The organism is Sphingopyxis sp. BSNA05, assembly GCF_013265645.1.
GTDB lineage: Bacteria > Pseudomonadota > Alphaproteobacteria > Sphingomonadales > Sphingomonadaceae > Parasphingorhabdus.
Genome location: NZ_PYIA01000012.1, coordinates 127791 through 154117, shown reverse-complemented (window position 1 = coordinate 154117; position 26327 = coordinate 127791). Strand labels below are relative to the sequence as shown.

Genomic DNA, 26327 nt, shown 5'->3' with positions numbered 1-26327 from the left:
TCCTGAGCCTGTCGAAGGACATCTCTCCTCCGAGAAGCGTGCTTCGACAAGCTCAGCACGAACGGTGCTTTGCCTCCCGGAAAAGACATGCGCATAATTGCAGGAACCTGGCGCGGCCGGAAAATCGTCGCTCCGAAAGGCGAAACCACCCGCCCGACCGCCGACCGCACGCGCGAGCGGCTGTTCTCCATGCTGACCAGCCGGCTGGGCGATTTTGAGGATTTGCAGATATTGGACCTGTTTTCCGGCTCGGGCGCGCTGGGACTGGAAGCGCTGTCACGCGGCGCGGCGCACTGCACCTTCGTCGAGCAGGATCCCGATGCGGTTCGGGCGCTGGAAAAAATATCGAAACGCTCGGCGCCGATGCCGATGTGCGGATCGGATCGGTCCTGCATCTCGGCGCCGCCCGCAAGCCTTATGACCTGATCCTGATGGACCCGCCTTATGAATCGGGAGCCGGCGCGGTGGCGCTGGACAAGCTCGCTAGGCATGGCTGGTTCGCGCCATCAAGCTGGATAGCGGTGGAAACATCACGCCATGAAAATGTCGAGGTCAAGGGATTTGATCTGGATTGCGTCCGCGACAGCGGCAAGGCGCGAATTCATCTCCTGCGCCCCGCTCCATCGTCACAAGCGGAGGATTAGCCGCCCATCATCGTCAGGACCGACGCCGTTTCGTCATGATCCTGGTGGACCGTCGAATAGATGCTGGCGCCAGCCATCATCAGGGTGGCGACAATCGCGCTGGTAAAAAGTCTCTTGCTCATGTTCTGCTCCATTGGCGTGCCGGTTCCGGCATTTGAGACGTAAATGGTGCGGCGCAGCAAAAATTGCAACCTGCCCTTTCGGTCATGTCAAAATGATATTGGCCTTGCCGCCCGCGCCGATGTTCCCTAACTGTTCACCCATGTCCGAACCTGTCAAACAACCGCAAGAGAATGATCCCCCTATGTCCGGGGATTGAACGCGCCACAGCGTCAGGCCGTCTTGACCAGCGAAGGGCCGGTGCTGGTGCTGGCAGGTGCAGGCACTGGCAAGACCGCCGCCCTCACCCGCCGGATCGCCCATATCGTCTATTCCCGCAAGGCCTGGCCAAGCGAGATTCTGGCGGTGACCTTCACCAACAAGGCCGCCCGCGAGATGAAGGAGCGGATCGCGACGATTGTGGGTGAGAGTTTTGAAGGCATGCCGTGGCTTGGTACATTCCACAGCATCGGCGCCAAAATGCTGCGCCGCCATGCCGAGATGGTCGGCCTGCAGAATAATTTCACCATTCTCGACACCGATGACCAGATAAGGCTGCTCAAGCAGCTGATCCAGGCCGAGGACGTGGACGACAAGCGCTGGCCCGCCCGGATGCTCGCCGGCCTGATCGACCAGTGGAAAACCGCGGCCTCAATCCGCAGGATCTCGATGCCAACGAGGCCGAGCGCTATGACAATGGCAAGGGCCAGCATTTCTACGCGCTCTATCAGGCGCGGCTGAAAGCGCTCAACGCCTGCGATTTTGGCGACTTGCTGCTGCATTCGCTGAACCTGCTCAAAAACCACCGCGAAATTCTGGAACGCTACCAGAGACAGTTCAAATATATCCTCGTCGACGAATATCAGGACACCAACAGCTCGCAATATCTCTGGCTGCGGCTGCTCGCGCAAAGCCACAAGAATATCTGCTGCGTCGGCGATGACGACCAGTCGATCTATAGCTGGCGCGGCGCGGAAGTCGCCAATATCCTGAAATTCGAAAAGGATTTTCCCGAAGCCACGGTGGTCAAGCTGGAGCAGAATTACCGCTCGACGCCGCATATTCTCGCCGCCGCATCGGGACTGATCAATCACAATAGCGGTCGCCTCGGCAAGACCCTGTGGACCGAAGAAACCGAAGGCGACAAGGTGCAGGTGATCGGCGTCTGGGATGGTCCGGAAGAAGCCCGGCGCACCGGCGACGAGATCGAGGCGCTGCAGCAGATCAAACAGGTCTCGCTCAACGATATCGCAATCCTCGTCCGCGCCCAGTTCCAGACCCGCGAGTTCGAGGACCGCTTCATTTCGATCGGCATGCCGTACAAGATCATCGGCGGTTTCCGCTTTTACGAGCGCGCCGAAATCCGCGATGCCCTCGCCTATCTGCGGGTGATCACGCAACCTGCGGATGATCTCGCTTTCGAGCGGATCGTCAACACGCCAAAGCGCGGCCTGGGCGACAAGACGGTCGAAAAAGTCCACCGCCTCGCCCGCAACCAAGGCATTCCGCTAGCCGCAGCGGCGCTCAGCATCTGTGATACCGATGAACTGCCACCGCGCGCGCGCAACACTTTGCTCGAGCTGATGCGCAATTTCGGCCGCTGGCGCGAAATGGCGGCGGATACCGACCATGCCGAACTCACCCGGATCGTGCTCGACGAATGCGGCTATACGACGATGCTACAGGCCGACCGCTCGACCGAGGCCGCCGGTCGGCTGGAGAATCTGACCGAACTGGCCCGCGCGATGGAAGAATATGAAACGCTCGGCGATTTCCTTGAGCATGTCTCTCTGGTCATGGACAATGATGCCCGCGACGACGAGCCCCAGGTCACGATCATGACCATGCACGGTGCCAAGGGCCTGGAATATGACCATGTGTTCTGCGCCGGCTGGGAAGAAGGCGTCTTCCCCTCGCAGCGCAGCCTCGACGAGGGCGGCAATGCCAGCCTCGAGGAGGAACGCCGCCTCGCCTATGTCGCGATCACCCGGGCGAAAAAGAAATGCACGATTTTCCACGCCGCAAACCGGCGGATCTACGGCCAGTGGACCAGCTCAATTCCCTCGCGCTTCATCGACGAGCTGCCGAAGGACCATGTCGAGCATGAAAGCAGTATGAGCGGCGGCGAAAGCCTGTGGCGCGCCAACTGGACCGAGAATAGCGACCCGTTCGCCCATCTCGCCGCCACCAACGCCACCAGAGCCGGCAAACGCGGCCCCGGCTGGCAACGCGCGGCCTCGTCGGGCTTTGACAAGAAACCCCGCGTCATCAAGGAAGCCCGCCGCAGCGCCGTCTCTCTCGGCAACAAGGGCCGCGACGATGTAAAGGTCGGCATGCGCGTCTTCCACAATAAATTCGGCTATGGCGAAGTGAAGGTGAAGGAAGGCAACAAGCTGGAAATCGCGTTCGAGAAGTCAGGCGACAAGCGGGTTCTGGACAGTTTTGTCGAGGTGGCTTGAGCACTTGCCGTTCGGGCTGAGCCGGGTTTTCCATTCGTCCTGAGCTTGTCGAGCCGAAGGCCAGCGCAGCTAACGACGTCTAGCAACGGGAACAGTGGTTCGACAGGTTCACCACGAACGGGTTTGCACCCAGCCCCTCCCTTTAAAGGGAGGGGATCAAGGGGTGGGTCAGCCGCGAACCGGCTCGATGCCGGTGAGTGGCTCGGTCGCGCAAGCTCGGCTTCGCCTCGCCACCACCCCAAGCCCTCCTCTGAAGAGGAGGGGCTTTGTTTAGGGGGACTTTCGTCAAAATTTGATGTTCACTATAATGGACAGTTCGCTTCGAAAAGGCAATCTTCCAAGACCCGTTTTACGCAATCCAACCTTAAGCGACCATCATCCGGAATAGCACCCTATTCTCCGTCGCCATCACCCTCTTCGGCAAATTCCAGCGCGATTTCCGCGTCCAGCCTGTCGCGCGGGCTGACGTGACCAGCCTCGCGCTTTTCGGCCTGAATCGCTTCGAGACCCCACGCCTTTGCAGCCGCGGCAGCGACCTTGCGGCGGCTTTCGAGCGGGTCATTGGTGGCCAGATCGAGCTGGCGCGCTTCCTGTTCACGGCAGGTGGATGCTTTTACACGCATAAGGGGTGCCCTTCCGGTCCGGTCATTTCCCGCGGTTGCTCTTGATATTCTCAAGACCGGCGACGACACCCGCCTTACCCGACGGGTTGGAAGCGTTGTTCTTGACCTTGGCGGCCTTGGGCTTGCGGATTTCCTTGTTCGATTTCTTCTGCGACTTGGCCATGATATTTCCTTCCAGAGGGTTTTGCGGACGGCAGCCGCCAGCTTCGCTCCAACAGAGGAATCGGCGGGTCGGCTGTCGGCGAACAACGTCAAACAAATGGGCTGCGAATAGGTCCTGCCTCAGGAAAGCCGCTCAGAGTTATTTCTGACCGTGAAGAGACAATGCCGGTGCGGAGCGCGATTGCGCGGTCGCACGGGCCTGTTCCCGATATAGGGAGGGATAGGGGCTATTGTAAGGCGCGATGACAGAAACAGCCCGTCTGCGACCGAAAAGCTGGTGACCGTGGCGGCTGGCAGCAATGCTACAGTATAGCGTCGCCCAGGCCCATCATCTTGCCATTGGTGACAATCACCCGGTCGCCCAGCTTTGCCTGTTCGAACAGAAGCCGTGCAAATTCCAGCGGCACACCGATGCAGCCCCGCGTCCCCCAGCCCCATTTGACGTCGGAGGCATGGATGGCGACGCCGTCATTGGTCAGCCGCATCATATAAGGCATCGGCGAGCCATAGATGTTGGAGACATGGTCCTTGTTCTTCTGGGTGATCGGGAAGACGCCGGTCGGAGTCGGCTTTCTGGAATCGCCAAAGGTGATCACCGCGGCACCGATTTCATAGCCGGCGCGGAAGACGGAAATGCTCTCGGCCTTGAGATCGACGGTGACGACCAGTTCGCCATCCGGCACGCCCTCGTCGTCCCATTTATAATAGCCATGGACGAAAGGCTCGTCGATCTGGAGGATGCGCTTGACCACGAACCTGTCGCTCAGCGGCAGTTTTTCGGCAATGTCCACAGGCTCGGCAATCTCTGGTTCGACCAGGGCAGCATTTTGGACAACCGGTTCGGCCACCGCATTCTCGCTGGCCACCGGCGCCGGACGCGCGGAAGAGGATTCGGCGTCGGCGCGGGTCAGCCCCATGACCAGCATCGCGAATATCGCCAATGCCGTCAGCAGCAAAACCGAGGCGCTCACCCGATAGGCTATTTTTCGACCATCGCTCATACTCCGCAAGTTAACGGAGTGTTTACCATGGATTCGCGGCGACAAACGTTCGATTTTTCCGCCGTCCCGCAGCGGTACGATGGTTTCCGGTTTATTAAGGGGCAGCGTTAACGGGCCGATCATTGGGGCACCCGCACCGGCAGGTGCCCATGATTTTGCTCTCTCGCGCGGAAAAGTCCTTCCGCTGGACAGGGATTAGTGAGTCTAGAAGACCGCTTTTGCTTCGGCTTCCTTCATCATCGCCTTGCGCACCATCGGTATCGGCGGGCCACCATAGCTGAGGAATTCGTCATGAAATTCCTTCCAGCCGGCGGTCGCACCATTTTCACCGGCCTTCTGCTCGGCAAAATGGGCATCGGTCCAGTCCTCGCGCAACCTGCGGATCATCAGCTTGCCCATTGTGTAATTGAGATAGGCCGGATCATAGGTTCCGCGCGCCGCCTGCTGGGTCGCATTGCCGAGATCCTGATAACATTCCTTCCGGAACATATCGAGGCTCTGCTCGACCGTCATCCCGCGTGCGTGCAGGCCGATGGCCGACAGATAGCGGCAATTGCGCAGCAGCGCGTTGGACAGCTGCCCGATTTTGGTCTCCGGATCGCCATCGTGCAATCCGGCTTCGATCATCATCTCTTCGGTATAATGCGCCCAGCCCTCGGCGAAGGCATAGCCGACAAAGAGCTTGCCGAAGACCGATTGCGCCCGGTTGCTGTGCAGGAAGTTGAGGAAATGGCCGGGCCAGACTTCGTGGATCGAGGTGCCGAGCAGGTCCATCTTGCCGGGAATATAGGCGGCTCTTGTGGCTTCGTCCCACGACGGGTCCGGCGGCGAGATATAATAGACGCTCGGCAGGCCGGTTTCATAGGGGCCCGGAATGTCGATATAGGCGCTATTCTGTCTGTTATAGGGCGGCGATTCCTCGACCTGCGCGACTTCCGTGCCGGGAATGCTCACCAGATCCTTCTCGATCAGAAATGCGCGCAGCGGCGGCAATTGGTCACGGGCTTCCTGCACCGGACCCTTTTCCGGCTTGTTCGCCGCCATTTTTGCAAAACAGTCGACGATGCTCGCGCCGGGCGCGAATGTGCCGCATGCTTCGGCCAAAGCCGCCTGATTGCGCTTAAGATCGGCCCGGCCGATCGCCTCCAGCTCGTCGAGCGAGATATTGACACCCTCGGTCTTGCTCACCATCGCCGCGAATGTCTCGGCGCCCAGCGCATAGCCGTCCCTGGTCGCCGGGACCGAACCGATATGACCAGCCAGATCCTTCATCGCCGCAGCAGCAGCGGCGGCAGCGATATCAAATTGCTGCTGCAGTTCGCTGTCCTTCACCTCGGCAAAGGCGGCCTTGGCGTCGCCGGTGAAATAATCCGCAAATCCGCCAAAAGCGGCCTGCCCGAATTTCAGATAGGTTTCCGGCAAAGGCAATTGCAGGTTGCCCTTGATCTGCGCGGCTGCCGCCGGGACGGCATTGGCATATTGGATGAAGGCCTTCATCCGCGTTTCGACATCGGCATAGGGCCGGGCAATATAGACATTGGGGTCCAGCGCGCCGACATAATAGGCGGGATTCCGGTGCGGTGCATCGGCGGTCTCCAGCCAGAAAAGCTCGCCCTCCATCACGCTGACCAGATAGTCCCGCTCGAACAGCTCCGCTTCACTGAGCTCTGCCGCGTCGATCGCCTGCGCCTCCGCTATCGCCTGCTTGCGAATATCAATTGCCTTTTTCAGGCCTGCCTCGCTCCAGTCGGGCAACTGACCGTCAAATTCATGTTTGCCCTGATAGACAGCAAATGTCGGGTTGGCGGGGAAATAGCCGTCCAGAAAGCGGGACAAATAGCTGCCCCAGACACTGCTCTGGTCAATCTCCATCGCGGCAACCGGTGCATCCTCTACCTTCTTGCAGCCGGTCACCGTCAAAGCCGCCAGCGATACCGCCAGCATCAGATTGCGCATCTTCATTTCTGTCTCCCCGGGGAATATGTCTGCCGACGACAGACTGGCACAATCGCCAGCGGCTTGGCCAGCGCTATTCGACGAAAGGCAATCGGCAAAATTCCAGTGCCGGCGCACGAATTGATTGCAGCACCCAGCCGCAATCGCTAGCAGCATCCGGTGATCAGCTCCGCACCGCATCCCTTCACTATCGCCAATTATCGCTACCTCTGGTTCTCGCGACTGGCATCGATGTTTGCGCTTTACGCGATGATGCTGATCCTCGGCTGGCAGGCCTATAATCTGGCGCGCGAAAGCATGGGGGTCAGCGCCTCTGCCGGGATTTTGGGGCTGCTCGGGCTGTTGCAATTCGTGCCCTTGTTCATTCTGACGCCGCTGGTCGGCTGGGTCGCCGACCATATGGACCGCCGCTGGATCGCGCGCATCGTGCTGGCGGCCCAGGCACTGATAGCGCTGGCCCTCGGCCTGCTGACCGCGACTGGCGGGATCACGCTCTGGACCATCTATATCATCGCGGTGCTGCTCGGCATCTGCCGCGCCTTTCTCGGCCCGGCGATCAGCTCGCTCGCACCCAATCTGGTCCCGAAAGCGTCGCTGCCGCGTGCCATCGCGCTGTCGACCATAGCCTGGCAGGTCGGCGTCATTGCCGGTCCGGGCATGGCGGGGCCGCTCTACAAGGTCGATGCCGCCCTGCCCTATTTCGTCTGCGCAGGTCTCTACAGCCTGGCAACGCTGGCGATGTGCATGATCGGGCCGGTGCCGCGCCCGGAAGCGGACAAGACGAGAGGCCCTTTGCAGCAGGTCAGCGACGGCATGGCCTATGTCTGGACCAACAAGCTGGTGCTGGGCGCAATCACGCTCGATCTGCTGGTCATGTTCCTCGCCGGCGCCACGGCGATGATCCCGGTCTTTGCCAAGGATATATTGAATGCCGGAGAAATCGGCCTGTCGCTGCTCGCTGCCTCGCCGGCGGTCGGCGCGGTCATAGTCGCGCTGATTTTTCCTTCGCCCCGCTCAGCAAGAATGTCGGCAACAGCATGCTCGTGGCCATGGCGGTGTTCGGTCTCGGCACGATCGGCTTTGGCCTCAGCACCAATCTCTACCTGTCGATGGCCTGTCTCGGCCTCTGCGGCGCCGCCGACATGTTCGGCGTCTATGTCCGCGGTTCGCTGATCCAGCTGCACACGCCGGACGCCAAGCGCGGACGGGTCGGCGCGGTCAGCCAGATGACGATCAGCGCATCCAATGAACTGGGCGACGCCTTGTCCGGCGGCCTGGCCGTGTTGGTCGGCCCGATTGCCGCCATTGTAGCAGGCGGTGCCGGTGCTATAGTGGTCACCGGACTCTGGTCTCGCCTGTTTCCGCAACTGGGCGCTGCCAAGACTTTTGATCCGCCGGAGGACCTGCAGAGGGAACCGGCAAAAGAATGAGAAGATAAACAGGAGCGCAGGATAATGATTGCCAATAATATTCTCGAAACCATCGGAAACACACCGCATATCAAGATGCAGCGGCTGTTCGGCGACGCCAATGTCTGGATCAAGTCCGAACGCTCCAACCCCGGCGGATCGATCAAGGACCGCATCGGTCTGGCGATGATCGAGGCGGCCGAGAAATCCGGCGCGCTCAAGCCCGGCGGTACGATCATCGAACCGACATCGGGCAATACCGGCGTTGGCCTCGCGATGGTCGCGGCGGTCAAGGGCTATACGCTGGTGCTGGTGATGCCCGAATCGATGTCGCTGGAACGCCGGCGCCTGATGCTGGCTTATGGCGCGACCTTCGACCTCAGCCCGAAGGAAAAGGGCATGAAGGGCGCGATCGAGCGGGCGCAGGAACTGGTCGACCAGACACCGGGCGCCTGGATGCCGCAGCAATTTGAAAATCCGGCCAATTTCGAAGTGCACAAACGCACGACAGCGATCGAAATTCTTAATGACTTCAAAGACAACCCGCTGGATGCGATCATCACCGGCGTGGGCACTGGCGGCCATATCACCGGCGTGGCGGAAGTGCTGAAAGAACATTGGAGCGGCCTGAAAGTCTATGCGGTCGAGCCGACCTCATCCCCGGTGATCAGCGGCGGCCAGCCCGGCCCGCACTCGATCCAGGGCATTGGCGCCGGCTTCATCCCCGGCAATCTGCACACGCAGAGCATCGACGGCGCGATCCAGGTCGACCCCGCCGATGCCAAGACCATGGCCCTGAGAGCGGCCAGCGAGGAAGGTATGCTGGTCGGCATTTCCTCAGGCGCCACTCTGGCGGCGATCGCGCAGAAACTTCCGGAACTGGGCGACGGAGCGAAAGTCCTCGGTTTCAATTATGACACCGGCGAGCGCTATCTCTCCGTGCCAGAGTTTTTGCCCGAAGAATGAGCTCGATAGAGGTCCAGCAATTCACCTACCGGCATGGTGATGTGGAATTGGCCGGCTATATGGCGCAACCCAGCCGCTATCCGCGGGCCGGCATATTGATCGTGCCGACCATCGCCGGACCGACCAAGCTGATGCATGATCGCGCCCGCTGGCTCGCTTCCCTGGGCTATAGCGCGATGGTCTGCGACCTCTATGGCAAGGGCCATGTCGAGGACATGCGTGAAGCCCGCAAACTGGCCGACGAGCTGCGCGCCGATGCCGAATATTATCGCGACCGCTTCCGCTGCGCGCTCGCCGAATTGCGTACGCGCTCAAAGCTGGCGAACAACCGGATTGCCGCGATCGGCTATTGCATGGGCGGCGAAATCGTTCTGGAAATGGCGCGCGGCGGCGAGGATATCGCGCTGGTGGTCAGCTTCCACGGACTGCTGGCCACACCGCTTCCGGCCAAGCGTGGGACGATCAAGGCGCGCCTTCTGGTCTGCCACGGCCGGGCCGACCCGCTCGTTCCGCCGAAGCAGGTGCGGGATTTTCTCGAGGAAATGGATATCGCCGGGGCCGATTGCCACATGCATATCTATTCCGGCGTGCTCCACGGATTCACTGACATCAGCAGCAATTCCCGAGCCGTCGAGGCGGTCCGCTATAACGCTTCGGCCGATCGGCAAAGCAAGGCGGCCATGCTCAGCATGTTCGACGAGCTTTTCGAGAATAAAAAACACCGGACCAATATTAGGCCCGGTGTTCCAGTTGCTTTCGGACGGTTCATCTAGTCCGGCTCGCCGTCGCCGTCATTGTCGAGCAGATCGGGCTGACCATCGCCATCGCTGTCCCAGGCATCGGGCTGTCCGTCACCGCTGCGGTCCCACGCATCCATCAGACCGTCACCATCAGTGTCGATGGTCGGTGCCGGGATTTCCGATGGCGTCTCGTCGGTGGTTTCCGGTTCGGCCGCATGGGCTGCAACCGAAAGTCCCAGTCCGGCGCCGATCAGAAATGGTGTCATCCGGCGCAGACGTTTCTGGCTATTGTTGGAATGCATTGCATATACTCCTTATGCATATCATTCCCCTGTCACGAAATGTGCTGACGGATTTGGCGCGGCGGGTCCAGCAACCTTCGACCATATGTTCGAAAGCGGCGCTAAATAGCTGATTTACCGCCAGCTATCGACAAATAAACACCATTCGTCGTGGCAGATCCACAAGCTCGCTTTTGACAGAATTTCGGCAACAGTTTGTCGAATTATCGTCACATTCTGCAATATAATTGGAAAAAGGGGTCCGGAATTTTTCAACTGAAAGATTGCTAGCCATGTCTATTCAGGACCAGCGCCCCGCTTCCCCCGCCACCACAGACCGTCCGCTTATCATCAGGATCGGCAAGAGGCTGCGCGGCACGATGAACCGGATATCGAGGGACCAGTCGAAAATCCCGACCGAGCCGGTTCTCCCGGCGAGCGCCTTTCCATGGACCAACCGCCTCGCCGAAAAGTGGCAGACCATCGCCGCGGAAGCAGCCGCCATCCTGCGCCATCGCGATGCCGTACCACCGCTCCGGGAAATTTCACCCGATCACGCGCGGATTGCCGGTGACGGCAACTGGAGGTCCTTCTTTCTGGTCGGCTATGGCTATGAAGTGGCAGAAAATTGCGCCCGCGCGCCGGTCACGGCGGAACTGGTGCGCCAGATACCCGATCTCAACTCGGCTTTCTTCTCGATATTGGAGCCCGGAGCGACCATCCCCCGCCATCGCGGGGTAACCCGTGGTCTGGTGACCTGCCACCTCGGCCTGATCATTCCCGACCGGGCGGAGCAATGCGCGATGCAGGTCGAGGATATCGATCTCCACTGGGAAGCCGGCAAATGGCTGATCTTTGACGACAGCTATTTTCACGAGGTGCACAATGCAACGGATCAGCGCCGGGTCATCCTGCTGCTGCAGGTAAAGCGTCCGATGCGACTGCTGGGCCGGCTCGCCAATGATCTGGCATTATGGGGCATTCGCCGGTCACCCTTTGTACAGGATGCCCGGCGAAACCTTCATATGTGGGAAAATGCCTATCAGCAGGCGGAACGGAACGAAGCCGCCTGATCAACGCGTTCAGGCAACCGCGAACATGTCCGGGTCGAGCGCCATGATCGATTCGGCACCGCCTTCGATCTTGCGACGCAAGGCGCCCGCGTCCGGCATGAACCGCTCGGCGAAATATTGCGCGGTGACCAGCTTGGCCTCGTAATATTTCGGATTGTCGGTGCCGGCGTCGAGAGCAGCCTGCGCCGCCTTGCTCATCCGCAGCCACATCAGACCCAGCGAGACGATGCCCATGATGTGCATATAATGATAAGCACCGGCGCCGGCGTTGTTCGGATTGGCCATGCCATGCTGCATGAACCACATGGTGGCTTTCTGCAGTTCGCCGTTGGCTTTTTCCAGCGCTTCGGCAAATCCCGACAGTTTCTCGTGTCCCTTGGCTTCGGCAATTTCTTCGGCAACCACCTTGAAAAAGGCCTGTACCGCCCGGCCACCGTTCTGGCCGAGCTTGCGGCCGACCAGATCCATCGCCTGGATACCGTTGGTGCCTTCATAGATCATGGCGATCCGCGCATCGCGCACGAACTGCTCCATACCCCATTCCTGAATATAGCCATGTCCGCCGTAGACCTGCTGCGAATCGGTGGCGACCTGATAGCCCTTGTCGGTGCCATAGCCCTTGATGACCGGGGTCAGCAGGCTGACGAGATCGTCGGCCATCTGCCGTTCTTCCTCGGTCTCCGCCTTGTCGGCCAGATCAACCTGCAACGCACCCCAGAGTACCAGCGCACGCATCGATTCGGTAAAGGCCTTGCCGTCCATCAGCATCCGGCGAACGTCCGGATGGACGAACAGCGTATCGGCTTTTTCTTCCGGATCCTGGGCACCGGTCAGCGCCCGGCCCTGCCGGCGGTCACCGGCATAGATCACGGCATTCTGATAGGCGATTTCGCCCTGCGCCAGACCCTGCAGGCCAACGCCCAGCCGCGCCGCGTTCATCATGATGAACATCGCGCGCAGGCCCTTATTCTCTTCGCCGACCATATAGCCGGTCGCGCCGTCATAGTTCATCACACAAGTCGCATTGCCGTGGATGCCCATTTTTTCCTCGATCGAGCCGCAGCTAACGCCGTTGCGTTCGCCCAGCGAGCCGTCTTCGTTGACCAGGAATTTCGGTACGATGAACAGCGAGATGCCTTTGGAGCTGTCGGGAGCGCCCGGAGTCTTCGCCAGCACGAGGTGGATGATATTCTCCGCCATGTCATGTTCGCCGGCAGAGATGAAAATCTTCTGGCCGGTGATCGCATAATGGCCGCCCGGCATGGGTTCGGCCTTGGTCCGGATCAGGCCCAGATCGGTGCCGCAATGCGCCTCGGTCAGGTTCATCGTTCCGGTCCATTTGCCGGAAATCATCTGGGTCGCATAGGTCTGCTTCTGCTCTTCGCTGCCTTCGGTGAGGATCGAGGCAATCGCGCCCTGCGTCAGGCCGCTGTACATTTCCAGCGCCTGGTTGGCCGAGACCATGAATTCCATGACCGCGTTGCCGACCACGCGCGGCAGGCCCTGGCCGCCGAATTCTTCCGGCGAGGACAAGGTCGTCCAGCCGCCATCGGTCAGTTGCTGATAGGCTTCCTTGAAACCCTTTGGCGTGGTGACCGATCCGTCTTCATGACGGGTGCAGCCTTCCTCGTCACCCGACTGGTTCAGCGGATGCAGGACTTCGGCCGAAAAACGGCCCGCTTCGGTCAGGATCGCGTCGACCATTTCCGGCGTGGCATTTTCAAAGCCCGGGAGACCGGAATAATTTTCAAGGCCTAGGACCTCGTTCAGGATGAACCGGACTTCGCCGACCGGCGCGGTATAACTGGGCATGATTTTTTACTTTCTACTCAAATGGGGGTGCCGGACATTACCGGCGTCTATCCTCTATTGCTGCTGTGCTTTGGCGTCGGCCATGGCCTCCTGCACAGTCTTTATGAAGCCGGTCAGTTCCTTGATCGAACTGTCGATATCGGCGCGTTGTTTCTTCAGCGTGTCGACCTTTTCCTGGCATTTCGCGATGGTGACCTGCATCTGTGTCTTCCGGCCATCGCCGAGATCGTAGAGATCGATCATGTCGCGGATTTCGGTCAGGCTGAACCCGACATTCTTGGCCCGCATGATCCAGGCCAGACGGGCCCGGTCGCGTTTGGTATAAATGCGCGACAGACCCTTGCGGTGCGGGGCGATCAGCCCCTCGTCCTCGTAGAATCGCAAGGCCCGTGCGGTAACACCAAATTCGTCCGACAGGTCGGATATTGTATAGGTTTCCCGGTTTTCAGGTCGGGCGTGTCGATTTCGGCATGGCTTTGTTGCTGTGACATGGTCGCCGTATAGCTTACGCTAACGTAAACGTCAATGTTAGCCGCCGGGACAAAGATTCTCGAAATCGCGACCGCTGGTGGAACGGGCCACCGCGTCGCCCTCGCCGACCATATAGAAACTGACGCCTTCGAAACCGGCACGGGGGCTGCAATAGCTTGAGCAGGTCTCCGGCAGGCTGCCCGGCAATTCCAGCTCGACCCCGTCGAACCGGGCCGAGAAGCGGCAGGTTTCTTCGCTGTTGAGGGTGATCCGGACCGTTTCCCCTTCCCGCTCGGCCTCGCCCAGCCCTTCGCATTTGGTCTCCGGCCCGAACACCGCGATCATGCCGATCTGATAGCCATTCTCGTCATTGCCGACCGCGCAGAACCGGTCGGTCCCCAGATCGCTGCGCCGTTCGAAAGCGCCGGACAGGGTGACATTGCGTACATCGGGAATAACGCCGGCATCGATCGCCGCCTGCTCCAGCGGCGGGAGTTCGGTATCGGCCTGTTCGGCCTTCGGTTGCTGCTGGCCACAGCCCGCCAGCAATATCGGCAACAATATTGCGGCGAAGCGACTCAAGCGATCGGCTCCAGCTTGCCGTCGACAATCTTGCGGTAAAAACAGCTTCTCTGGCCCGTGTGACAGGCCGGACCAGCGGCCACCGCCTTGATCCACAGCGCATCCTGATCGCAATCGATGCGCATCTCGGTCACCGTCAAAATATTGCCCGAAGTTTCGCCCTTCTTCCAGAGGCACTGCCGGCTCCGGGAGTAGAAATGCGCCACACCGCTTTCCTGGGTCAGTTGCAGGGCCTCGGCATTCATATGGGCGAGCATCAGCAACTCGCCGGACGAATCGTCGCTGACAACAGCGGTGATCAGGCCGTTCGAATCATATTTCGGCTGCAGCAGGCTTCCGGTCTCGGGATCATCTTCAATTTTGCTCATGCCAGTGGATTAAGACCCGATCCGGTCGCGCGCAACGGCTAAAGGCGCAATTGATCCAGCCCGCAGATGCCCGATCACGCAATATTATGATTTTATGACATTGGGGGCAGACAAAGCCACCTTTCAAACCTATATGGCAGGCATCGCGCGCCCGACCAATTACATGCCAGGTGAGATATGCTGACAACCCACCCGTTTGAAGATGACAAGCTGCGGGAAGAGTGTGGCGTTTTTGGCGTCGCCGGTATCGACGACGCCGCCGCCATGGTCGCGCTCGGTCTGCACGCTCTCCAGCATCGCGGCCAGGAAGCCGCCGGGATTACCTGCCGCAACGGCAAGGAATTCTACAGCCACCGCGCGCTCGGCCCGGTGGCCGGCAATTTCGACAGCGAGGAAGTGATCAACCGTCTGCAGGGCGATTCGGCCTGCGGCCACGTCCGCTATTCGACCACCGGTGCCGGCACCTTGCGCAACGTCCAGCCGCTCGAGGCCGACCTCGCGTCCGGCGGTTTTGCGATCGCCCATAATGGCAATATTTCCAACGCGCTGGCCTTGCGGGACGAGCTCGTCCGCCACGGTTCGATATTCCAGTCGACCAGCGATACCGAAGTCATCATCCATCTGGTCGCCACATCCAAATATCGCACCCTGCTCGACAAATTTATCGACGCGCTGAAACAGGTCGAAGGCGCCTATTCGCTGATCTGCATGACCGCCGAAGGGATGATCGCCTGCCGCGATCCGCTCGGCATCCGCCCGCTGGTGATGGGCAGGATCGGCGAAGCCTATGTTTTCGCTTCCGAAACCGTCGCCCTTGATCTGGTCGGCGCGGAATATGTTCGCAGCGTCGATCCCGGCGAACTGATCGTCGTCACCAACGGCGAACTGCGCTCGCACCGCCCCTTTCCCGATAATCAGGCACGGCCCTGCATTTTCGAACATGTCTATTTCTCACGCCCCGATTCGATTGTCGACGGCAGTTCGGTCTACAGCGTGCGCAAGGGAATCGGTGCACAGCTCGCCATCGAAAGCCCGGTCACCGCCGATTATGTCATCCCGGTGCCCGATAGCGGCACCCCGGCAGCGCTGGGCTTTTCCGAAGAATCGGGCATTCCCTTCGAACTGGGCATCATCCGCTCGCATTATATCGGCCGGACGTTCATCCAGCCGGGCGACGGCGTCCGCCACCTCGGGGTAAAGCTCAAACACAATGCCAACCGGCCTCTGGTCAACGGCAAAAAGATCGTGCTGGTCGATGATTCAATCGTCCGCGGCACCACGAGTCTGAAAATCGTGCAGATGATGCGCGAAGCTGGCGCTTCGGAAGTCCATATGCGGATCGCCAGCCCGCCGACCATGCACAGCTGCTTTTACGGCGTGAACACGCCGAAGCGGGAAAAACTGCTCGCGGCCCGCAAATCGATCGAGGAAATGCGCGAGTTCATCCAGGCGGACAGCCTGGCCTTCGTCTCCATCGACGGTCTTTACCGCGCGGCCGGCGAAGACACGCGCCATGATCTCCAGCCGCAATATTGCGATGCCTGCTTTACCGGCGCCTATCCGACCGTCCTCACCGATCGCGATGGCGAGGAAGAACCCGACCAGCTCAGCATGCTCAACGAGCGTTCCGACTCCTCGGGCACCGCGCGGGACCATGAACCGTCCGGCGATCTGCCCCGCCTCAAGCAATCAGCGAACTGACCATGAAATTTGCAGGCCAACTGGCGCTCGTTACGGGTGCAAGCCGCGGTATCGGTGCGGCAACGGCGCTGGCACTGGCGCGCGAAGGCGCCCATGTCGTGATCACCGCGCGCAGCGCCGATGGTCTGGAAAAGATCGAGGAGCAGATTCACAATGCCGGCGGCAGCGCCACGATCGCGCCGCTCGACCTGACCGATGGCGACAGTATCGGGCGTCTGGCCACCGCAATTGCCGGCCGCTGGGAGGGGCTCGACATTCTCGTGCTCAACGCCGCCATGCTGGGAACGCTCGCACCGGTGCCGGCGATTGACGGCAAGGAATTCAATAACGTTCTGACGCTCAACCTGATCGCGCAGCAGGCGCTGATCGCCGGCTTCGATCCGATGCTGCGCAAGAGCGATGATGCCCGGGTCGTTGCCATGACCAGCAGCGTCGGCCGCAAGCCGCGGGCATTCTGGGGCGCTTATGGTGCATCGAAGGCCGCGCTTGAGACACTTTTGCTCAGCTATGGTGAAGAAATGCGCAATTTGGGCAAGATTCGCACAGCCATTGTCGACCCCGGCCGGACCCGCACCGAAATGCGGGCCAGCGCCTATCCGGGCAAGGATCCGGCCAGTGTCAAACTACCCTCGGTCGTCGCCGAGCGGCTGGTCGAAATACTCGCCAGCGATTTCGACACCGGCGAGCATTTCCAGATCAGCTGACGGGCTCGGATCAGCTCTGCGGCGGCTCGGCTGCCACATATTTTTCACCGCTTCGAAAAAGGCGATCCGCTGGTTCTTCTGCGTGTCTGGTGATGCGCTGGGCCAGTTGCCGTTGGTCGCAATGACCAGTTTCTGCGCCGGATCGATGAAAATGCCCTGGCCGAAAATGCCCTGGCCGCCGAAACTGCCGTCGTCAAAGGTCCACCACTGATAGCCATAGCCACGACCCGGCACGCCGATGTCCGCCTGTTTCGTGCCGGCCTTTTCGAACCAGCCCTCGGGCACAACCGACGTCTCGCCGACCTTGCCGCCATTCATCGCGAACTGCCCGAACAGGGCATAATCCCGCACCGTCGCGGAGATACAGCAGCCGCCGATTTCCTTGCCGCCCTCGTTGAGCAGCCATTCGGCATCCTGCCCCATTCCATAAGGTTTCCAAACCTTTTCGGACAGATATTCAGACAAAGTCTTGCCTGTTGCCTTGGCCACCAGCACGCCGATCAAATTGGTTTCACCGGTATTATATTGCCAGCGGGTGCCCGGCGTCGCTTCATTCTCCAGCGTCTTCATATAGACGATGATCGGATCCATTCCGTCGACCGGCTTGGTATTGTTGAACAGCGCCACATCGGATTTCGGATCGGCATAATCCTCGTTCCATTTCACGCCCGATGTCATGGTCAGCAGTTGCAACACCGTTACCCCGTCATAGCCGCTGCCCTTCAGCTCCGGGATATAAGCGGTCAGCGGATCGTCGATCGACTTGATAAAACCGTCCTTGATCGCGGCGCCGACCAGCGTCGAGACCAGCGATTTGGCGACAGAGAAGGAAGTCCAGCGTTCGTCCTGTTCGAAATCGCGCCGATATTCTTCCTTGCGGATCTTGCCATCCTGCAGAATGACCATGCCGGCCAGCCTTTGCTGTTCCATATAGTCGTCGATCGACAGCCTTTCGCCAGCGACCTCGAAACTGTCCGGCAGCGGATTTCCAGCCTCCAGTTCCCGCGGATTATCGCCGGCGGCGATGGTGTTGGAGGGCACCAGCACGTCCATCATCCGGAAAGCCTTGTCGCGCTGTGCATCGGTCCAGAACAGGATATTCTTGTCGGTCGGCAGGCCGGCCGCGTCGGCCGCGACCTTTTGCACCTGTTCGCAAGCCGTCAGGCTGATACAGGCGACGCCCAGCATCGCCAGTTTTCCGATAAATTTCATTATTTCCGTTCTCCCACTCTTATTCTGTTTTTATCAGCGTCACCTGCGCGACATCAATGCCGCCGCCACGAAAACCGCCTTCGCAATAGGTCAGATAGAAACGCCACAGACGGACGAATTTCTCGTCAAACCCGGAAGGCAGATCGCCGCGCTCGACCGCGTCATCAAACCGCTCGCGCCAGATTTTCAATGTCTTCGCATAATCGAGGCCAAAATTCTTCTGGTCGGTCCACCGCAGGCCGCGTTCCTCGGCCAGCGCCCGGAACCGGCTCTCCGACAGCAGCATGCCGCCGGGGAAAATATAGGTCTGGATGAAGTCTGCGCTGCTCGCATATTGTTCGAAAATATCGTCGGCGATCGCGATATATTGCAGCGCCGCTCGCCCGCCGGGTTTCAGGTTGCGGGCGATGCAGTCGAGAAAATCAGGCCAATATTGCTGGCCGACCGCCTCCACCATCTCGACGCTGGCAATGGCATCATATTGACCGTCGATATCGCGATAATCCTGGATCAGATAGCCCGCCTCGGGATGATGCTCCCGCGCCCAGGCGGTCTGTTCGTCGGACAGCGAAATGCCGGTCACGTCCAGCCCGTGATCGCGCGCCAGACTGCCCGACAGCGCACCCCAGCCGCAGCCTATTTCCAGCACGCTATCGCCCGACCGCGTTGCCAGCCGCTGCGCTATGGCAGCGATCTTGTTGCGTTGGGCCTGCTCCAGACTGTCCGTTTCGCTGGCAAAAATCGCGCTGGAATAGATCATGTTCTCGTCCAGCCAGAGCCGGTAGAAATCATTGCCCAGATCATAATGATATTGGATATTCTGCCGCGCCCGGCGTTTGTCGTTGTCGCGTTTCGTGTGCCGCCGCCGGACCACCCAGTTGAACAGACCGGAGGCCCGTCCGGTGCTTTTCAGCCCGTCGCGGTTGCGGGTGAACAGGTCAAAGACCGGCACCAGATCGGGACTGCCCCATTCGCCCAGTTCCCATGCGCGGTACCAGCCGACCGAACCGCTGTTGATCAGCCGCAGCAACGCGTTCCAGCTATGCAGATTGACCTCTGCCATCGGCCCTTCGCCGCGCCCGCCCAATATCCGCGTCGTCCCGTCGGGCAGCTTGCCCTCGAATGTGCCATGATCCAGCCCGGCATCGATGCGGTCGAGAATATGGTGAAAGCCGGGCGCGAACAGGCGCGCGAAAAAGCCCCCGCCGGTGGCGAATCTTTTGCGCCTGTCCAGCAGATGCTGGCCGCGTTTGGGGGTTTCGACGTTCATGCGCGCAAATATGGACCAGCGCTAAGCGCTTGGCAACGTAGAACTATCCGTTCATTCACGAACCCGGCGCCGCCGCAGAGCCAGCGAGAATGCCGCCATCGATATTCAGTTCCGATCCGGTGATATAGCCCGCTTCATCCGATGCCAGCAGCACCGCAATCGCGGCCACTTCGCTGTCCTTGCCGAACCGCTGCAGCGGCGTGTCGCGGACCAGCGCCTTTTCCGAGGCCTCCCGCGCGTCACCCTCGCCCAGCATCGGCTCCCACATCGGTGTCATGATCGCTGCGGGGTGGATCGAATTGCAGCGTATCTGCCAGCCCTGCTGCGCGCAATAAAGCGCGACCGACTTGCTGTGATTGCGGATCGCGGCCTTGGACGAGGCATAAGCCGCAGCCCCCGGTATCCCGACCAGCCCGGAGCGCGACGATATATTGATGATCGATCCCGCGCCCTTGTCCTTCATCGCCCGGATCGCGTAGCGGCAACCGAGGAAGGTCCCATCAAGATTGACCCGGTGCACCGCCCGCCAGTCTTCGAGCGAGGCATTTTCCGGATCATGCGGGCCGACGCCCTTTTCGAAGCCGGTGATCCCGGCATTGTTGACGACGACATCGGCGGCAGGATGCAAGCTGGCGAGCCGGTCCCAGTCCGCTTCCTGCTCCACGTCCAGCAAAAATGTGTCGCAGCCCAGTTCTTCCCCGGCGACCTGCAGCATGTCGGCATCGCAGTCGGTGAGCAGAACCGTCGCCCCTTCATCGACAAAGGCCTTGGCAATAGCCTTGCCGATGCCGCGGGCGGCACCGGTGATGATGCAAAATTTTCCTGATAGTCTGTGCATAAGAGGTCCTGAATATAGGTGTCAAAATGTCCAGCCCGTCGGACTGGCGAGAATATTCTGATATTGCCTGACGGCGACCTACTTGTTCATCGACCTGATATCCTTTGATTTGCGCGCCAACAATATCGGCTTGCCGCGCGCATTTCAATCCCCGAGATCATTTCACCTTGGCATAGGCGTCCAGCGCCCGTTCGCGCGCTTCCTTGTGCCCGATGATCTTGGCCGGATAATCCTTGGGCTTGCAGCCGTGGTCTTCCGGATCGTGGATATAGGGATCGTCAATATCCGCCAGTTCCGGGACCCATTGGCGGATATAGTCGCCGGCGTCGAATTTCTCCGACTGGGTCAGCGGCGCCATGATCCGGACGAACATATTGCTGTCGACGCCGGTGCCCGACACCCATTGCCAGTTGACGCTGTTGGAGCCGTAATCGGCATCCACAAGCGTATCCCAAAACCACTGCTCGCCCTCGCGCCAGTCGATTAGCAGATGCTTGATCAGGAAACTGGCGGCGATCATCCGGACGCGATTGTGCATCCAGCCGGTCGCCCAGAGTTCACGCATTCCGGCATCGACAATAGGATAGCCGGTTCTGCCCTCGCACCACGCCTTGAAGTCGGCTTTCACCCTATCGTCACCCATGTCGCGCCACGGCAGCGCCCGCATTTTCTCGCGATAGCTCTCGCCACCATATTGCGAGAACTGGTCGATCACATTTTGCGCATAGTCGCGCCAGACCAGTTCCTTGAGATAGGTCTCGACCTTGCTGCCCTGCCCCGCCAGCCGGTTCCAGACCGTCGCCGGGCTGATCTCGCCAAAATGCAGATGCGGTGAAAGGCGCGATACCAGCTCTTCCGAAGGCAGATTGCGACCTTCGTCATATTCCGCCGCCTTGTCCGCAAATTCTTCGAGATTGTCTTCCGCTCCGGCACTCCCCGGTTGCCAGTGGTCACCAAAAGCCGCGGCCCAGTCCGGCTTGGTCGGCAACAGGTCCCAATCGTCCAGCGCATCGCTATCCGGCCAACTGTCCGGGGTATCGAGACTATCAGGAGCCGCAGCAGGCTCCCCCGGCGGCATATGCTGGCGCAGCGCCTTCCAGAAGGGTGTGTAGATTTTATAGGGCGTGCCCGATCCGGTCGTCACCGTCCCCGGCGGCAGCAGATAATTGCCGTCATGCAGGATCAACCGCGCCTGATCGCCGAGGGATTTTTCCAACATTCGTTCGGCATTGATCCACCAAGGCTCGTAATGTTGCAGCGCATGCACTTCATCCGCGCCCGTCGATTTGACAATTTCGGCCAAATGCTCTGAAGCTGGCCCGTGGCGCAGGATCAGCCGCGACCCCAGATTCATTAAAGATGCTTCCAATTCTTCCAATGACCGATGCAGCCACCAGCGCGACGCCCCGCCCATGATGCGGTGTTTCGGCGTTTCGTCGTCGAGAATATAGACCGGAATGACGGGGCCGTCACCGGCCGCAGCGGCGGCGAGAGCGGCTTGATCGGACAGACGAAGATCGCGGCGGAACCAGATGATTTTGGGCTTTGTCATATCCCACCCATCCCTCAGGGAGCCGCTCGTTCCAACCTGTCTTTTCGGACATTGACCCGGACCGAGAAGCGGTCTCCGACCAGCGGGTCCATGAAGCGCTGGTCTCGCACGGTCATATTGCTGCCATCCCCTTCAATAACCGGCATTCTTGACCAGAACAGGAAAGCGGCGGCGTCATCGCTGGCCGTTGTCAGGACGGGAAGCAGCGCCCGGCTGGATTCAGGCATGGCCCGCTTTTCACTGAGAACCAGTCCGTCAAACAGATCATAAGCACCTGACCCGTAAGCAAATTCATTGCGCCACAGCATCTCCCGTTTCCAGAACTGGAGCGGCACCGGGTTGGCCACGACCATATTGTCTTCGCCCTTCTCCTCGGTTTGAGCAGCGTTGCTCGCGAGCAGCGACTTGGTCTCCGCTTCAGCCTTGCCGGTTATCACGCCATTGGCAAAAATATAGGCGCAGATCGCAGCGAAGCTGATCCAGGCGGGCCGCTGCCAATTGCCAGCGCCCTTCTTCTCACGCCGTCTCGAAAGCCACAGGCCAGCGATCAGTGCCACCCAGATCCAGATGTCGATGATGAAGATGCTGTCGCCATAAAACCATTGCGACGAGAACGGCTCGAGCAGGCGGATGCCATAGCTGTTCAGCCAGTCCAGCGCTGGATGGCTGAGACAGCCGATATAGGCCAAAGCCAGCAGCCAGCCCTTGTGGATCGGCAACCGGTCCGCAGGCCGTTTTCCGCGCTTCGTCTGCCAATGGTCAAAGCCGATCATGATCCCGGTCAGCAACAGTGGCAGCACCAGCATCGCGATCGGCCCATGGGTGATACCCCGCCGGAGCGCCAGATGCTGCACCCCGCCGAGCAAGGTCGTCACCGCGTCGATATCGGGAATATTGGCGGCAATGATCAGCGTCGCCATACCGAGACCGGTTTTCTTTTTCAGGCCCATCTGGCCGAGAACGGCACCGGCCAGGCTGTGGGTCAGGTTATCCAAAATTTTATCTCGCACGAAGCCACGAAGGCACAAAGGAAGGGGTTTTCATTTTGCATAATAATCATTGGCTATCCGTTTTACGCCCTCTTTGAAAGTGGCTGCGCCAAAGTTCATCAGGAAACCAAGAGGCAAATCCATCAGACGGAGATAGGTCAATAGCTGTTTGGCGTGCACAGGTGCGTAGCGTTCGGTAGACTTCAGCTCAATCAACAGTCTGTTTTCGACGATCAGGTCAGCCCGAAAGGCCTCGTCCAAAACTCGCCCCTTGAAGACAGTAGGAATGATCCTCTGTCTTTCGACAGAAAGACCTTTCTCTTTCAAACTCTCGCAAAGCAATATTTCATAGGCGGATTCAAGCAGTCCCGGGCCCAATTCCTTGTGCAGCCAGAAACCACAATCAACACAGACTTTGGCGAACTCTTCAATACGTTCCACGCCGACATCTTAGTGCCTTCGTGTCTTCGTGCGAGTCCAAAACCTTTACAGTTCCGGCCCACCCTCAGCCACCGTCCAGGTCTGCCCCTTGCTCAGCAAAGCCTGCAAATCCGGCTTCTTGCCAGCCGCTGCTGCTTCATTCTGAGCGATCACAGCCGCTTCGAACGTCGGCCGCGGATCGTCATAGAGCACGCCCAGTGCCATCGGGAATTCGCCGAACTGCATTTCGATCAGCATATGCGCGACCGAGCGGTTGGTGACATCATGAACAATCACATCGGCCGCTTCCCAGTCACCATCGACGACGTCGACCACTTCCAGCTGCAGGGTCTTGCGATTGAGCGTGATACCCTTGGTGCCCTTGCCGAACAGCATGGGCTCCCCGTCGACCAGATGCAGCTGCGTATCTGCTGCGGTTTTCTTCGCCGCAAATTCCTCGAACACATCCTTGTTATAGACGATGCAATTCTGGAAAATCTCGATGAAGGACGTGCCTTTGTGGGCATGGGCCGCCTTGAGTACGTCGGGCAGTCCTTTGTGGATATCGATACCGCGCGCCACGAAGCGCGCACCGGCACCCAGCGCAAAAGCACAGGGCGAAGCGGGCCGATCGACCGAACCATAAGGCGTCGACGGGCTTTGCGTACCCTGACGGCTGGTTGGCGAATATTGCCCCTTGGTCAGTCCGTAAATTTCATTGTTGAACAGCATCACCTGGCAATCGAGATTGCGGCGCAGCAGATGCATCGTGTGGTTGCCGCCGATCGACAGCGCGTCACCGTCACCGGTGATGATCCACACGTCGAGCTCCGGATTGGCGAGCTTCACACCGGTAGCCACTGCCGGCGCACGGCCGTGGATCGTATGGAAACCATAAGTCTCCATATAATAAGGAAAGCGCGAGGAGCAGCCGATACCGCTGACAAAGACCGTCTTGGACGGGTCAGCCCCAAGATCGGGCATGGTACGCTGTACGGCCTTTAAAATGGCATAATCGCCACAGCCAGGGCACCAACGGACTTCCTGATCGGTTTCCCAGTCTTTCAGCGTGGTCGTGATTTTTGTCATCTCGTTCATGACAGATTCTCCTCAATCGCCGCTTCAATTTCGGCAATGGTAAAGGGCTGGCCGGAAACCTTGTTCACCGGCTTGGCATCGACCAGATATTGGTCGCGCAATACGGTTTTCAGCTGTCCGGTGTTCATTTCGGGTACGATCACGCGGTCATAGCCTTTCAGCAAGTCGCCGAGATTTTTCGGCATCGGCCAGATATTGCGGATATGGATATGGGCGACATCCTTGCCCGCTTCCACGGCACGTCGCACCGCCTGATGGATCGGCCCGAAGGTCGAACCCCAGCCGACCACCGCCAGCTTGCCGCTTGTATTGCCGAGCGCAACATCCTGATCGGGAATGCTGTCGGCGACGCCCAATACCTTGTCGCGACGGATTTCGGTCATTTTCTGGTGATTGGCCGCGCCATAATCGATATGGCCGGTATCGACGCCCTTCTCGATGCCGCCGATACGGTGCATCAATTCCGGCGTACCCGGCTTGATCCATGGCCGCGCCAGCTTTGCGTCGCGCGCATAAGGTTTCAATCCCCCTGCAGGCATTGTTTCCAGGAAGGTCGTCGGGAATGGTTCCAGACCGCTAACATCCGGGATTTTCCAGGGCTCCGCCGCATTGGCAATATAGCCGTCGGTAAGCAGCATGACGGGAGTCATATATTGCACCGCAATCCGCACCGCCTCGATTGCGCATTCAAAGGCATCGCTCGGCGAGCGCGCTGCAATGACCGGCATCGGCGCATCGCCGTTGCGGCCGTAAACAGCCTGATAGAGATCCGATTGCTCGGTCTTGGTTGGAAGACCTGTCGAAGGTCCGCCGCGCTGGGAGTTGACGATGACCAACGGAAGCTCGGTCATGATCGCCAGCCCGATCGCTTCGCCTTTCAGCGCAATGCCAGGACCAGACGACGACGTGATACCCAGTTTCCCGGCATAGCTCGCACCAATCGCGGCTGCGATCGCGGCGATCTCGTCTTCTGCCTGGAATGTGGTCACGCCAAATTCTTTCAGGCGCGACAAATGGTGCAGGATCGCCGAAGCCGGCGTGATCGGATAGCCGCCAAAGAACATCGGCAAGCCGGCCAGCTGCGCACCGGCCACCAGACCCAGCGACAGCGATTCCGCACCGGTTACCGTCCGATATTTGCCTGGCGCAGATGGCGCCGCACCGACCTTGCGAGTGGTCAAATGCCCGCTGCCAAGCCCGTCACCCGACAGTTCGGCGGTTTCGCCATAAGCATGGCCGGCATTGAGCGCCGCGATATTGGCTTCCGCAACATCCGGCAATTTCGCGAATTTGCCCTGCAACCAGTCGATAATCGGCTGGCGGTCGCGTTCGAACATCCAGAGAGCGAGACCCAGCGTCCACATATTCTTACAACGCAGCGCTTCCTTGTTGCCCAGCCCGAACGGCTTCACGGCCTCCAGAGTCAGCGCGGAAATATCAAGCTTGAGCAACTGCCATTTCGCCAGCGACCCGTCTTCCAGCGGATTATTCTCATATTTCGCCTTGTCGAGATTCCGTTTTCCGAACTCGCCGGAGTCGGCGATGATCAGACCGCCGGGACGCAAGGCCTCGACATTGGTTTTCAGCGCGGCGGGGTTCATCGCGATCAGCACATCCGGCTGGTCGCCAGCGGTTTCAATCGCGCGGCTGCCGAAATTGATCTGGAAGGCGGACACACCGAACAGGGTTCCCTGCGGCGCCCGGATTTCAGCCGGAAAATCGGGGAAGGTCGCAAGATCGCTGCCCGCCAGCGCGGTTGACAGCGTGAACTGCCCTCCGGTCAGCTGCATCCCGTCGCCGCTGTCTCCGGCGAAGCGGACGACGACATTTTCTGCGCCATCACTATTGGGACTATTCGGTTCTTCCTGCTTCAATGCGGTGGCCATAATGGATTTTC

General features: G+C 59.7%; 25 protein-coding genes and 2 pseudogenes. 9 read left to right on the top strand and 18 right to left on the bottom strand.

What is annotated here, in order from left to right:
* Window positions 1–87 precede the first annotated feature (87 nt).
* Window positions 88–644: pseudogene (gene rsmD / locus C8024_RS01750) on the top strand (16S rRNA (guanine(966)-N(2))-methyltransferase RsmD).
* Here the strand turns inward: rsmD and C8024_RS22455 are convergent.
* The gene (locus C8024_RS22455) at window positions 641–766 is read right to left on the bottom strand and encodes a hypothetical protein (RefSeq protein WP_276308603.1); all 126 of its coding nucleotides are present in this window, start codon (window positions 764–766) and stop codon (window positions 641–643) included. The pseudogene rsmD and the gene C8024_RS22455 overlap by 4 nt on opposite strands.
* A gap of 140 nt (window positions 767–906) precedes the next feature.
* Here C8024_RS22455 and C8024_RS01745 point away from each other — a divergent pair.
* A pseudogene (locus tag C8024_RS01745) lies at window positions 907–3202 on the top strand (ATP-dependent helicase).
* A 392-nt stretch (window positions 3203–3594) separates the two neighbouring features.
* Here C8024_RS01745 and C8024_RS01740 read toward each other — a convergent pair.
* From C8024_RS01740 to C8024_RS01725, 4 genes are all read right to left on the bottom strand, one after another.
* On the bottom strand, window positions 3595–3825 hold the full coding sequence (locus tag C8024_RS01740) for a hypothetical protein (protein ID WP_173202718.1): 231 nt from the start codon (window positions 3823–3825) through the stop codon (window positions 3595–3597).
* A 22-nt stretch (window positions 3826–3847) separates the two neighbouring features.
* The gene (locus C8024_RS01735; RefSeq protein ID WP_164089269.1) at window positions 3848–3988 is read right to left on the bottom strand and encodes a hypothetical protein; all 141 of its coding nucleotides are present in this window, start codon (window positions 3986–3988) and stop codon (window positions 3848–3850) included.
* 301 nt (window positions 3989–4289) lie between these two features.
* A complete protein-coding gene (locus C8024_RS01730; RefSeq protein WP_367947090.1) occupies window positions 4290–4958 on the bottom strand; it encodes a L,D-transpeptidase family protein in 669 nt (222 codons plus the stop codon).
* Between the two features lie 234 nt (window positions 4959–5192).
* Window positions 5193–6944 (bottom strand): DUF885 domain-containing protein, encoded by a 1752-nt coding sequence (locus tag C8024_RS01725; RefSeq protein ID WP_173202745.1) that lies wholly within the window; start codon window positions 6942–6944, stop codon window positions 5193–5195.
* Between the two features lie 159 nt (window positions 6945–7103).
* Here C8024_RS01725 and C8024_RS01720 point away from each other — a divergent pair, with 159 nt between their 5' ends.
* Genes C8024_RS01720 through C8024_RS01710 form a run of 4 tightly spaced genes read left to right on the top strand, consistent with a single transcriptional unit; the run spans window position 7104 to window position 10092 of the window.
* Window positions 7104–8117 carry an MFS transporter gene (locus tag C8024_RS01720; protein ID WP_367947089.1) on the top strand — a complete coding sequence of 338 codons (1014 nt, stop codon included), beginning with the start codon at window positions 7104–7106 and terminating at the stop codon, window positions 8115–8117.
* Window positions 8087–8374: a hypothetical protein gene (locus C8024_RS20745; RefSeq protein WP_254305463.1), complete on the top strand. Its 288-nt coding sequence runs from the start codon at window positions 8087–8089 to the stop codon at window positions 8372–8374. Before C8024_RS01720 ends, C8024_RS20745 begins: the two co-directional genes overlap by 31 nt.
* Before the next feature lie 24 nt (window positions 8375–8398).
* A complete protein-coding gene (gene cysK / locus C8024_RS01715; RefSeq protein WP_173202717.1) occupies window positions 8399–9319 on the top strand; it encodes a cysteine synthase A in 921 nt (306 codons plus the stop codon).
* Window positions 9316–10092: a dienelactone hydrolase family protein gene (locus C8024_RS01710; RefSeq protein WP_173202716.1), complete on the top strand. Its 777-nt coding sequence runs from the start codon at window positions 9316–9318 to the stop codon at window positions 10090–10092. The genes cysK and C8024_RS01710 overlap by 4 nt, the downstream gene beginning before the upstream one ends.
* Here C8024_RS01710 and C8024_RS01705 read toward each other — a convergent pair.
* Window positions 10089–10361 (bottom strand): hypothetical protein, encoded by a 273-nt coding sequence (locus C8024_RS01705; RefSeq protein ID WP_100095167.1) that lies wholly within the window; start codon window positions 10359–10361, stop codon window positions 10089–10091. The genes C8024_RS01710 and C8024_RS01705 overlap by 4 nt on opposite strands.
* A 272-nt stretch (window positions 10362–10633) precedes the next feature.
* On the opposite strand from C8024_RS01705, the gene C8024_RS01700 reads away from it, so the two are divergent.
* Window positions 10634–11413 carry an aspartyl/asparaginyl beta-hydroxylase domain-containing protein gene (locus tag C8024_RS01700; protein WP_173202715.1) on the top strand — a complete coding sequence of 260 codons (780 nt, stop codon included), beginning with the start codon at window positions 10634–10636 and terminating at the stop codon, window positions 11411–11413.
* 9 nt (window positions 11414–11422) lie between these two features.
* Here C8024_RS01700 and C8024_RS01695 read toward each other — a convergent pair whose 3' ends face one another.
* The 4 genes from C8024_RS01695 to hisI all read right to left on the bottom strand — a co-directional run bounded on the left by C8024_RS01695 (window position 11423) and on the right by hisI (window position 14637).
* Window positions 11423–13225: an acyl-CoA dehydrogenase C-terminal domain-containing protein gene (locus C8024_RS01695; RefSeq protein WP_173202714.1), complete on the bottom strand. Its 1803-nt coding sequence runs from the start codon at window positions 13223–13225 to the stop codon at window positions 11423–11425.
* 54 nt (window positions 13226–13279) lie between these two features.
* Window positions 13280–13642: a MerR family DNA-binding transcriptional regulator gene (locus C8024_RS01690; RefSeq protein WP_367947095.1), complete on the bottom strand. Its 363-nt coding sequence runs from the start codon at window positions 13640–13642 to the stop codon at window positions 13280–13282.
* 111 nt (window positions 13643–13753) lie between these two features.
* The gene (locus tag C8024_RS01685) at window positions 13754–14278 is read right to left on the bottom strand and encodes a hypothetical protein (protein WP_100095170.1); all 525 of its coding nucleotides are present in this window, start codon (window positions 14276–14278) and stop codon (window positions 13754–13756) included.
* Window positions 14275–14637 carry a phosphoribosyl-AMP cyclohydrolase gene (gene hisI / locus C8024_RS01680; protein WP_173202744.1) on the bottom strand — a complete coding sequence of 121 codons (363 nt, stop codon included), beginning with the start codon at window positions 14635–14637 and terminating at the stop codon, window positions 14275–14277. The genes C8024_RS01685 and hisI overlap by 4 nt, the downstream gene beginning before the upstream one ends.
* Window positions 14638–14823: 186 nt before the next feature.
* Here hisI and purF point away from each other — a divergent pair, with 186 nt between their 5' ends.
* Complete coding sequence (gene purF / locus C8024_RS01675; RefSeq protein WP_173202713.1) at window positions 14824–16347, top strand: amidophosphoribosyltransferase; 1524 nt, start codon at window positions 14824–14826, stop codon at window positions 16345–16347.
* 2 nt (window positions 16348–16349) lie between these two features.
* On the top strand, window positions 16350–17051 hold the full coding sequence (locus C8024_RS01670) for an SDR family oxidoreductase (protein ID WP_173202712.1): 702 nt from the start codon (window positions 16350–16352) through the stop codon (window positions 17049–17051).
* On the opposite strand, the gene C8024_RS01665 is transcribed toward C8024_RS01670, so the two are convergent.
* From C8024_RS01665 to C8024_RS01630, 8 genes are all read right to left on the bottom strand, one after another.
* Window positions 16971–18263 carry a serine hydrolase gene (locus C8024_RS01665; protein ID WP_254305462.1) on the bottom strand — a complete coding sequence of 431 codons (1293 nt, stop codon included), beginning with the start codon at window positions 18261–18263 and terminating at the stop codon, window positions 16971–16973. The genes C8024_RS01670 and C8024_RS01665 overlap by 81 nt on opposite strands.
* Before the next feature lie 19 nt (window positions 18264–18282).
* Entirely contained in the window at window positions 18283–19533 is a 1251-nt protein-coding gene (locus C8024_RS01660) for a cyclopropane-fatty-acyl-phospholipid synthase family protein (RefSeq protein WP_173202711.1), read from the bottom strand.
* Between the two features lie 55 nt (window positions 19534–19588).
* Window positions 19589–20371 carry an SDR family oxidoreductase gene (locus tag C8024_RS01655; protein WP_173202710.1) on the bottom strand — a complete coding sequence of 261 codons (783 nt, stop codon included), beginning with the start codon at window positions 20369–20371 and terminating at the stop codon, window positions 19589–19591.
* Between the two features lie 157 nt (window positions 20372–20528).
* On the bottom strand, window positions 20529–21923 hold the full coding sequence (locus C8024_RS01650; protein ID WP_173202709.1) for a deoxyribodipyrimidine photo-lyase: 1395 nt from the start codon (window positions 21921–21923) through the stop codon (window positions 20529–20531).
* Between the two features lie 14 nt (window positions 21924–21937).
* A complete protein-coding gene (locus tag C8024_RS01645) occupies window positions 21938–22918 on the bottom strand; it encodes a metal-dependent hydrolase (protein ID WP_173202708.1) in 981 nt (326 codons plus the stop codon).
* 45 nt (window positions 22919–22963) lie between these two features.
* A complete protein-coding gene (locus C8024_RS01640; protein WP_173202707.1) occupies window positions 22964–23353 on the bottom strand; it encodes a GxxExxY protein in 390 nt (129 codons plus the stop codon).
* 45 nt (window positions 23354–23398) lie between these two features.
* A complete protein-coding gene (locus C8024_RS01635; protein ID WP_173202706.1) occupies window positions 23399–24430 on the bottom strand; it encodes a 2-oxoacid:ferredoxin oxidoreductase subunit beta in 1032 nt (343 codons plus the stop codon).
* On the bottom strand, window positions 24427–26316 hold the full coding sequence (locus C8024_RS01630; protein ID WP_173202705.1) for a 2-oxoacid:acceptor oxidoreductase subunit alpha: 1890 nt from the start codon (window positions 26314–26316) through the stop codon (window positions 24427–24429). Before C8024_RS01630 ends, C8024_RS01635 begins: the two co-directional genes overlap by 4 nt.
* Window positions 26317–26327 lie beyond the last annotated feature (11 nt).

Excerpts from the sequence above, each read along its gene's own strand:
- C8024_RS22455 (WP_276308603.1), bottom strand. The coding sequence starts at position 766 with ATGAGCAAGAGACTTTTTACCAGCGCGATTGTCGCCACCCTGATGATG.
- C8024_RS01740 (WP_173202718.1), bottom strand. The coding sequence starts at position 3,825 with ATGCGTGTAAAAGCATCCACCTGCCGTGAACAGGAAGCGCGCCAGCTC.
- C8024_RS01735 (WP_164089269.1), bottom strand. The coding sequence starts at position 3,988 with ATGGCCAAGTCGCAGAAGAAATCGAACAAGGAAATCCGCAAGCCCAAG.
- C8024_RS01725 (WP_173202745.1), bottom strand. The coding sequence starts at position 6,944 with ATGCGCAATCTGATGCTGGCGGTATCGCTGGCGGCTTTGACGGTGACC.
- C8024_RS20745 (WP_254305463.1), top strand. The coding sequence starts at position 8,087 with ATGTTCGGCGTCTATGTCCGCGGTTCGCTGATCCAGCTGCACACGCCG.
- cysK (WP_173202717.1), top strand. The coding sequence starts at position 8,399 with ATGATTGCCAATAATATTCTCGAAACCATCGGAAACACACCGCATATC.
- C8024_RS01710 (WP_173202716.1), top strand. The coding sequence starts at position 9,316 with ATGAGCTCGATAGAGGTCCAGCAATTCACCTACCGGCATGGTGATGTG.
- C8024_RS01705 (WP_100095167.1), bottom strand. The coding sequence starts at position 10,361 with ATGCATTCCAACAATAGCCAGAAACGTCTGCGCCGGATGACACCATTT.
- C8024_RS01700 (WP_173202715.1), top strand. The coding sequence starts at position 10,634 with ATGTCTATTCAGGACCAGCGCCCCGCTTCCCCCGCCACCACAGACCGT.
- C8024_RS01695 (WP_173202714.1), bottom strand. The coding sequence starts at position 13,225 with ATGCCCAGTTATACCGCGCCGGTCGGCGAAGTCCGGTTCATCCTGAAC.
- purF (WP_173202713.1), top strand. The coding sequence starts at position 14,824 with ATGCTGACAACCCACCCGTTTGAAGATGACAAGCTGCGGGAAGAGTGT.
- C8024_RS01670 (WP_173202712.1), top strand. The coding sequence starts at position 16,350 with ATGAAATTTGCAGGCCAACTGGCGCTCGTTACGGGTGCAAGCCGCGGT.
- C8024_RS01665 (WP_254305462.1), bottom strand. The coding sequence starts at position 18,263 with ATGAAATTTATCGGAAAACTGGCGATGCTGGGCGTCGCCTGTATCAGC.
- C8024_RS01660 (WP_173202711.1), bottom strand. The coding sequence starts at position 19,533 with ATGAACGTCGAAACCCCCAAACGCGGCCAGCATCTGCTGGACAGGCGC.
- C8024_RS01655 (WP_173202710.1), bottom strand. The coding sequence starts at position 20,371 with ATGCACAGACTATCAGGAAAATTTTGCATCATCACCGGTGCCGCCCGC.
- C8024_RS01650 (WP_173202709.1), bottom strand. The coding sequence starts at position 21,923 with ATGACAAAGCCCAAAATCATCTGGTTCCGCCGCGATCTTCGTCTGTCC.
- C8024_RS01635 (WP_173202706.1), bottom strand. The coding sequence starts at position 24,430 with ATGAACGAGATGACAAAAATCACGACCACGCTGAAAGACTGGGAAACC.
- C8024_RS01630 (WP_173202705.1), bottom strand. The coding sequence starts at position 26,316 with ATGGCCACCGCATTGAAGCAGGAAGAACCGAATAGTCCCAATAGTGAT.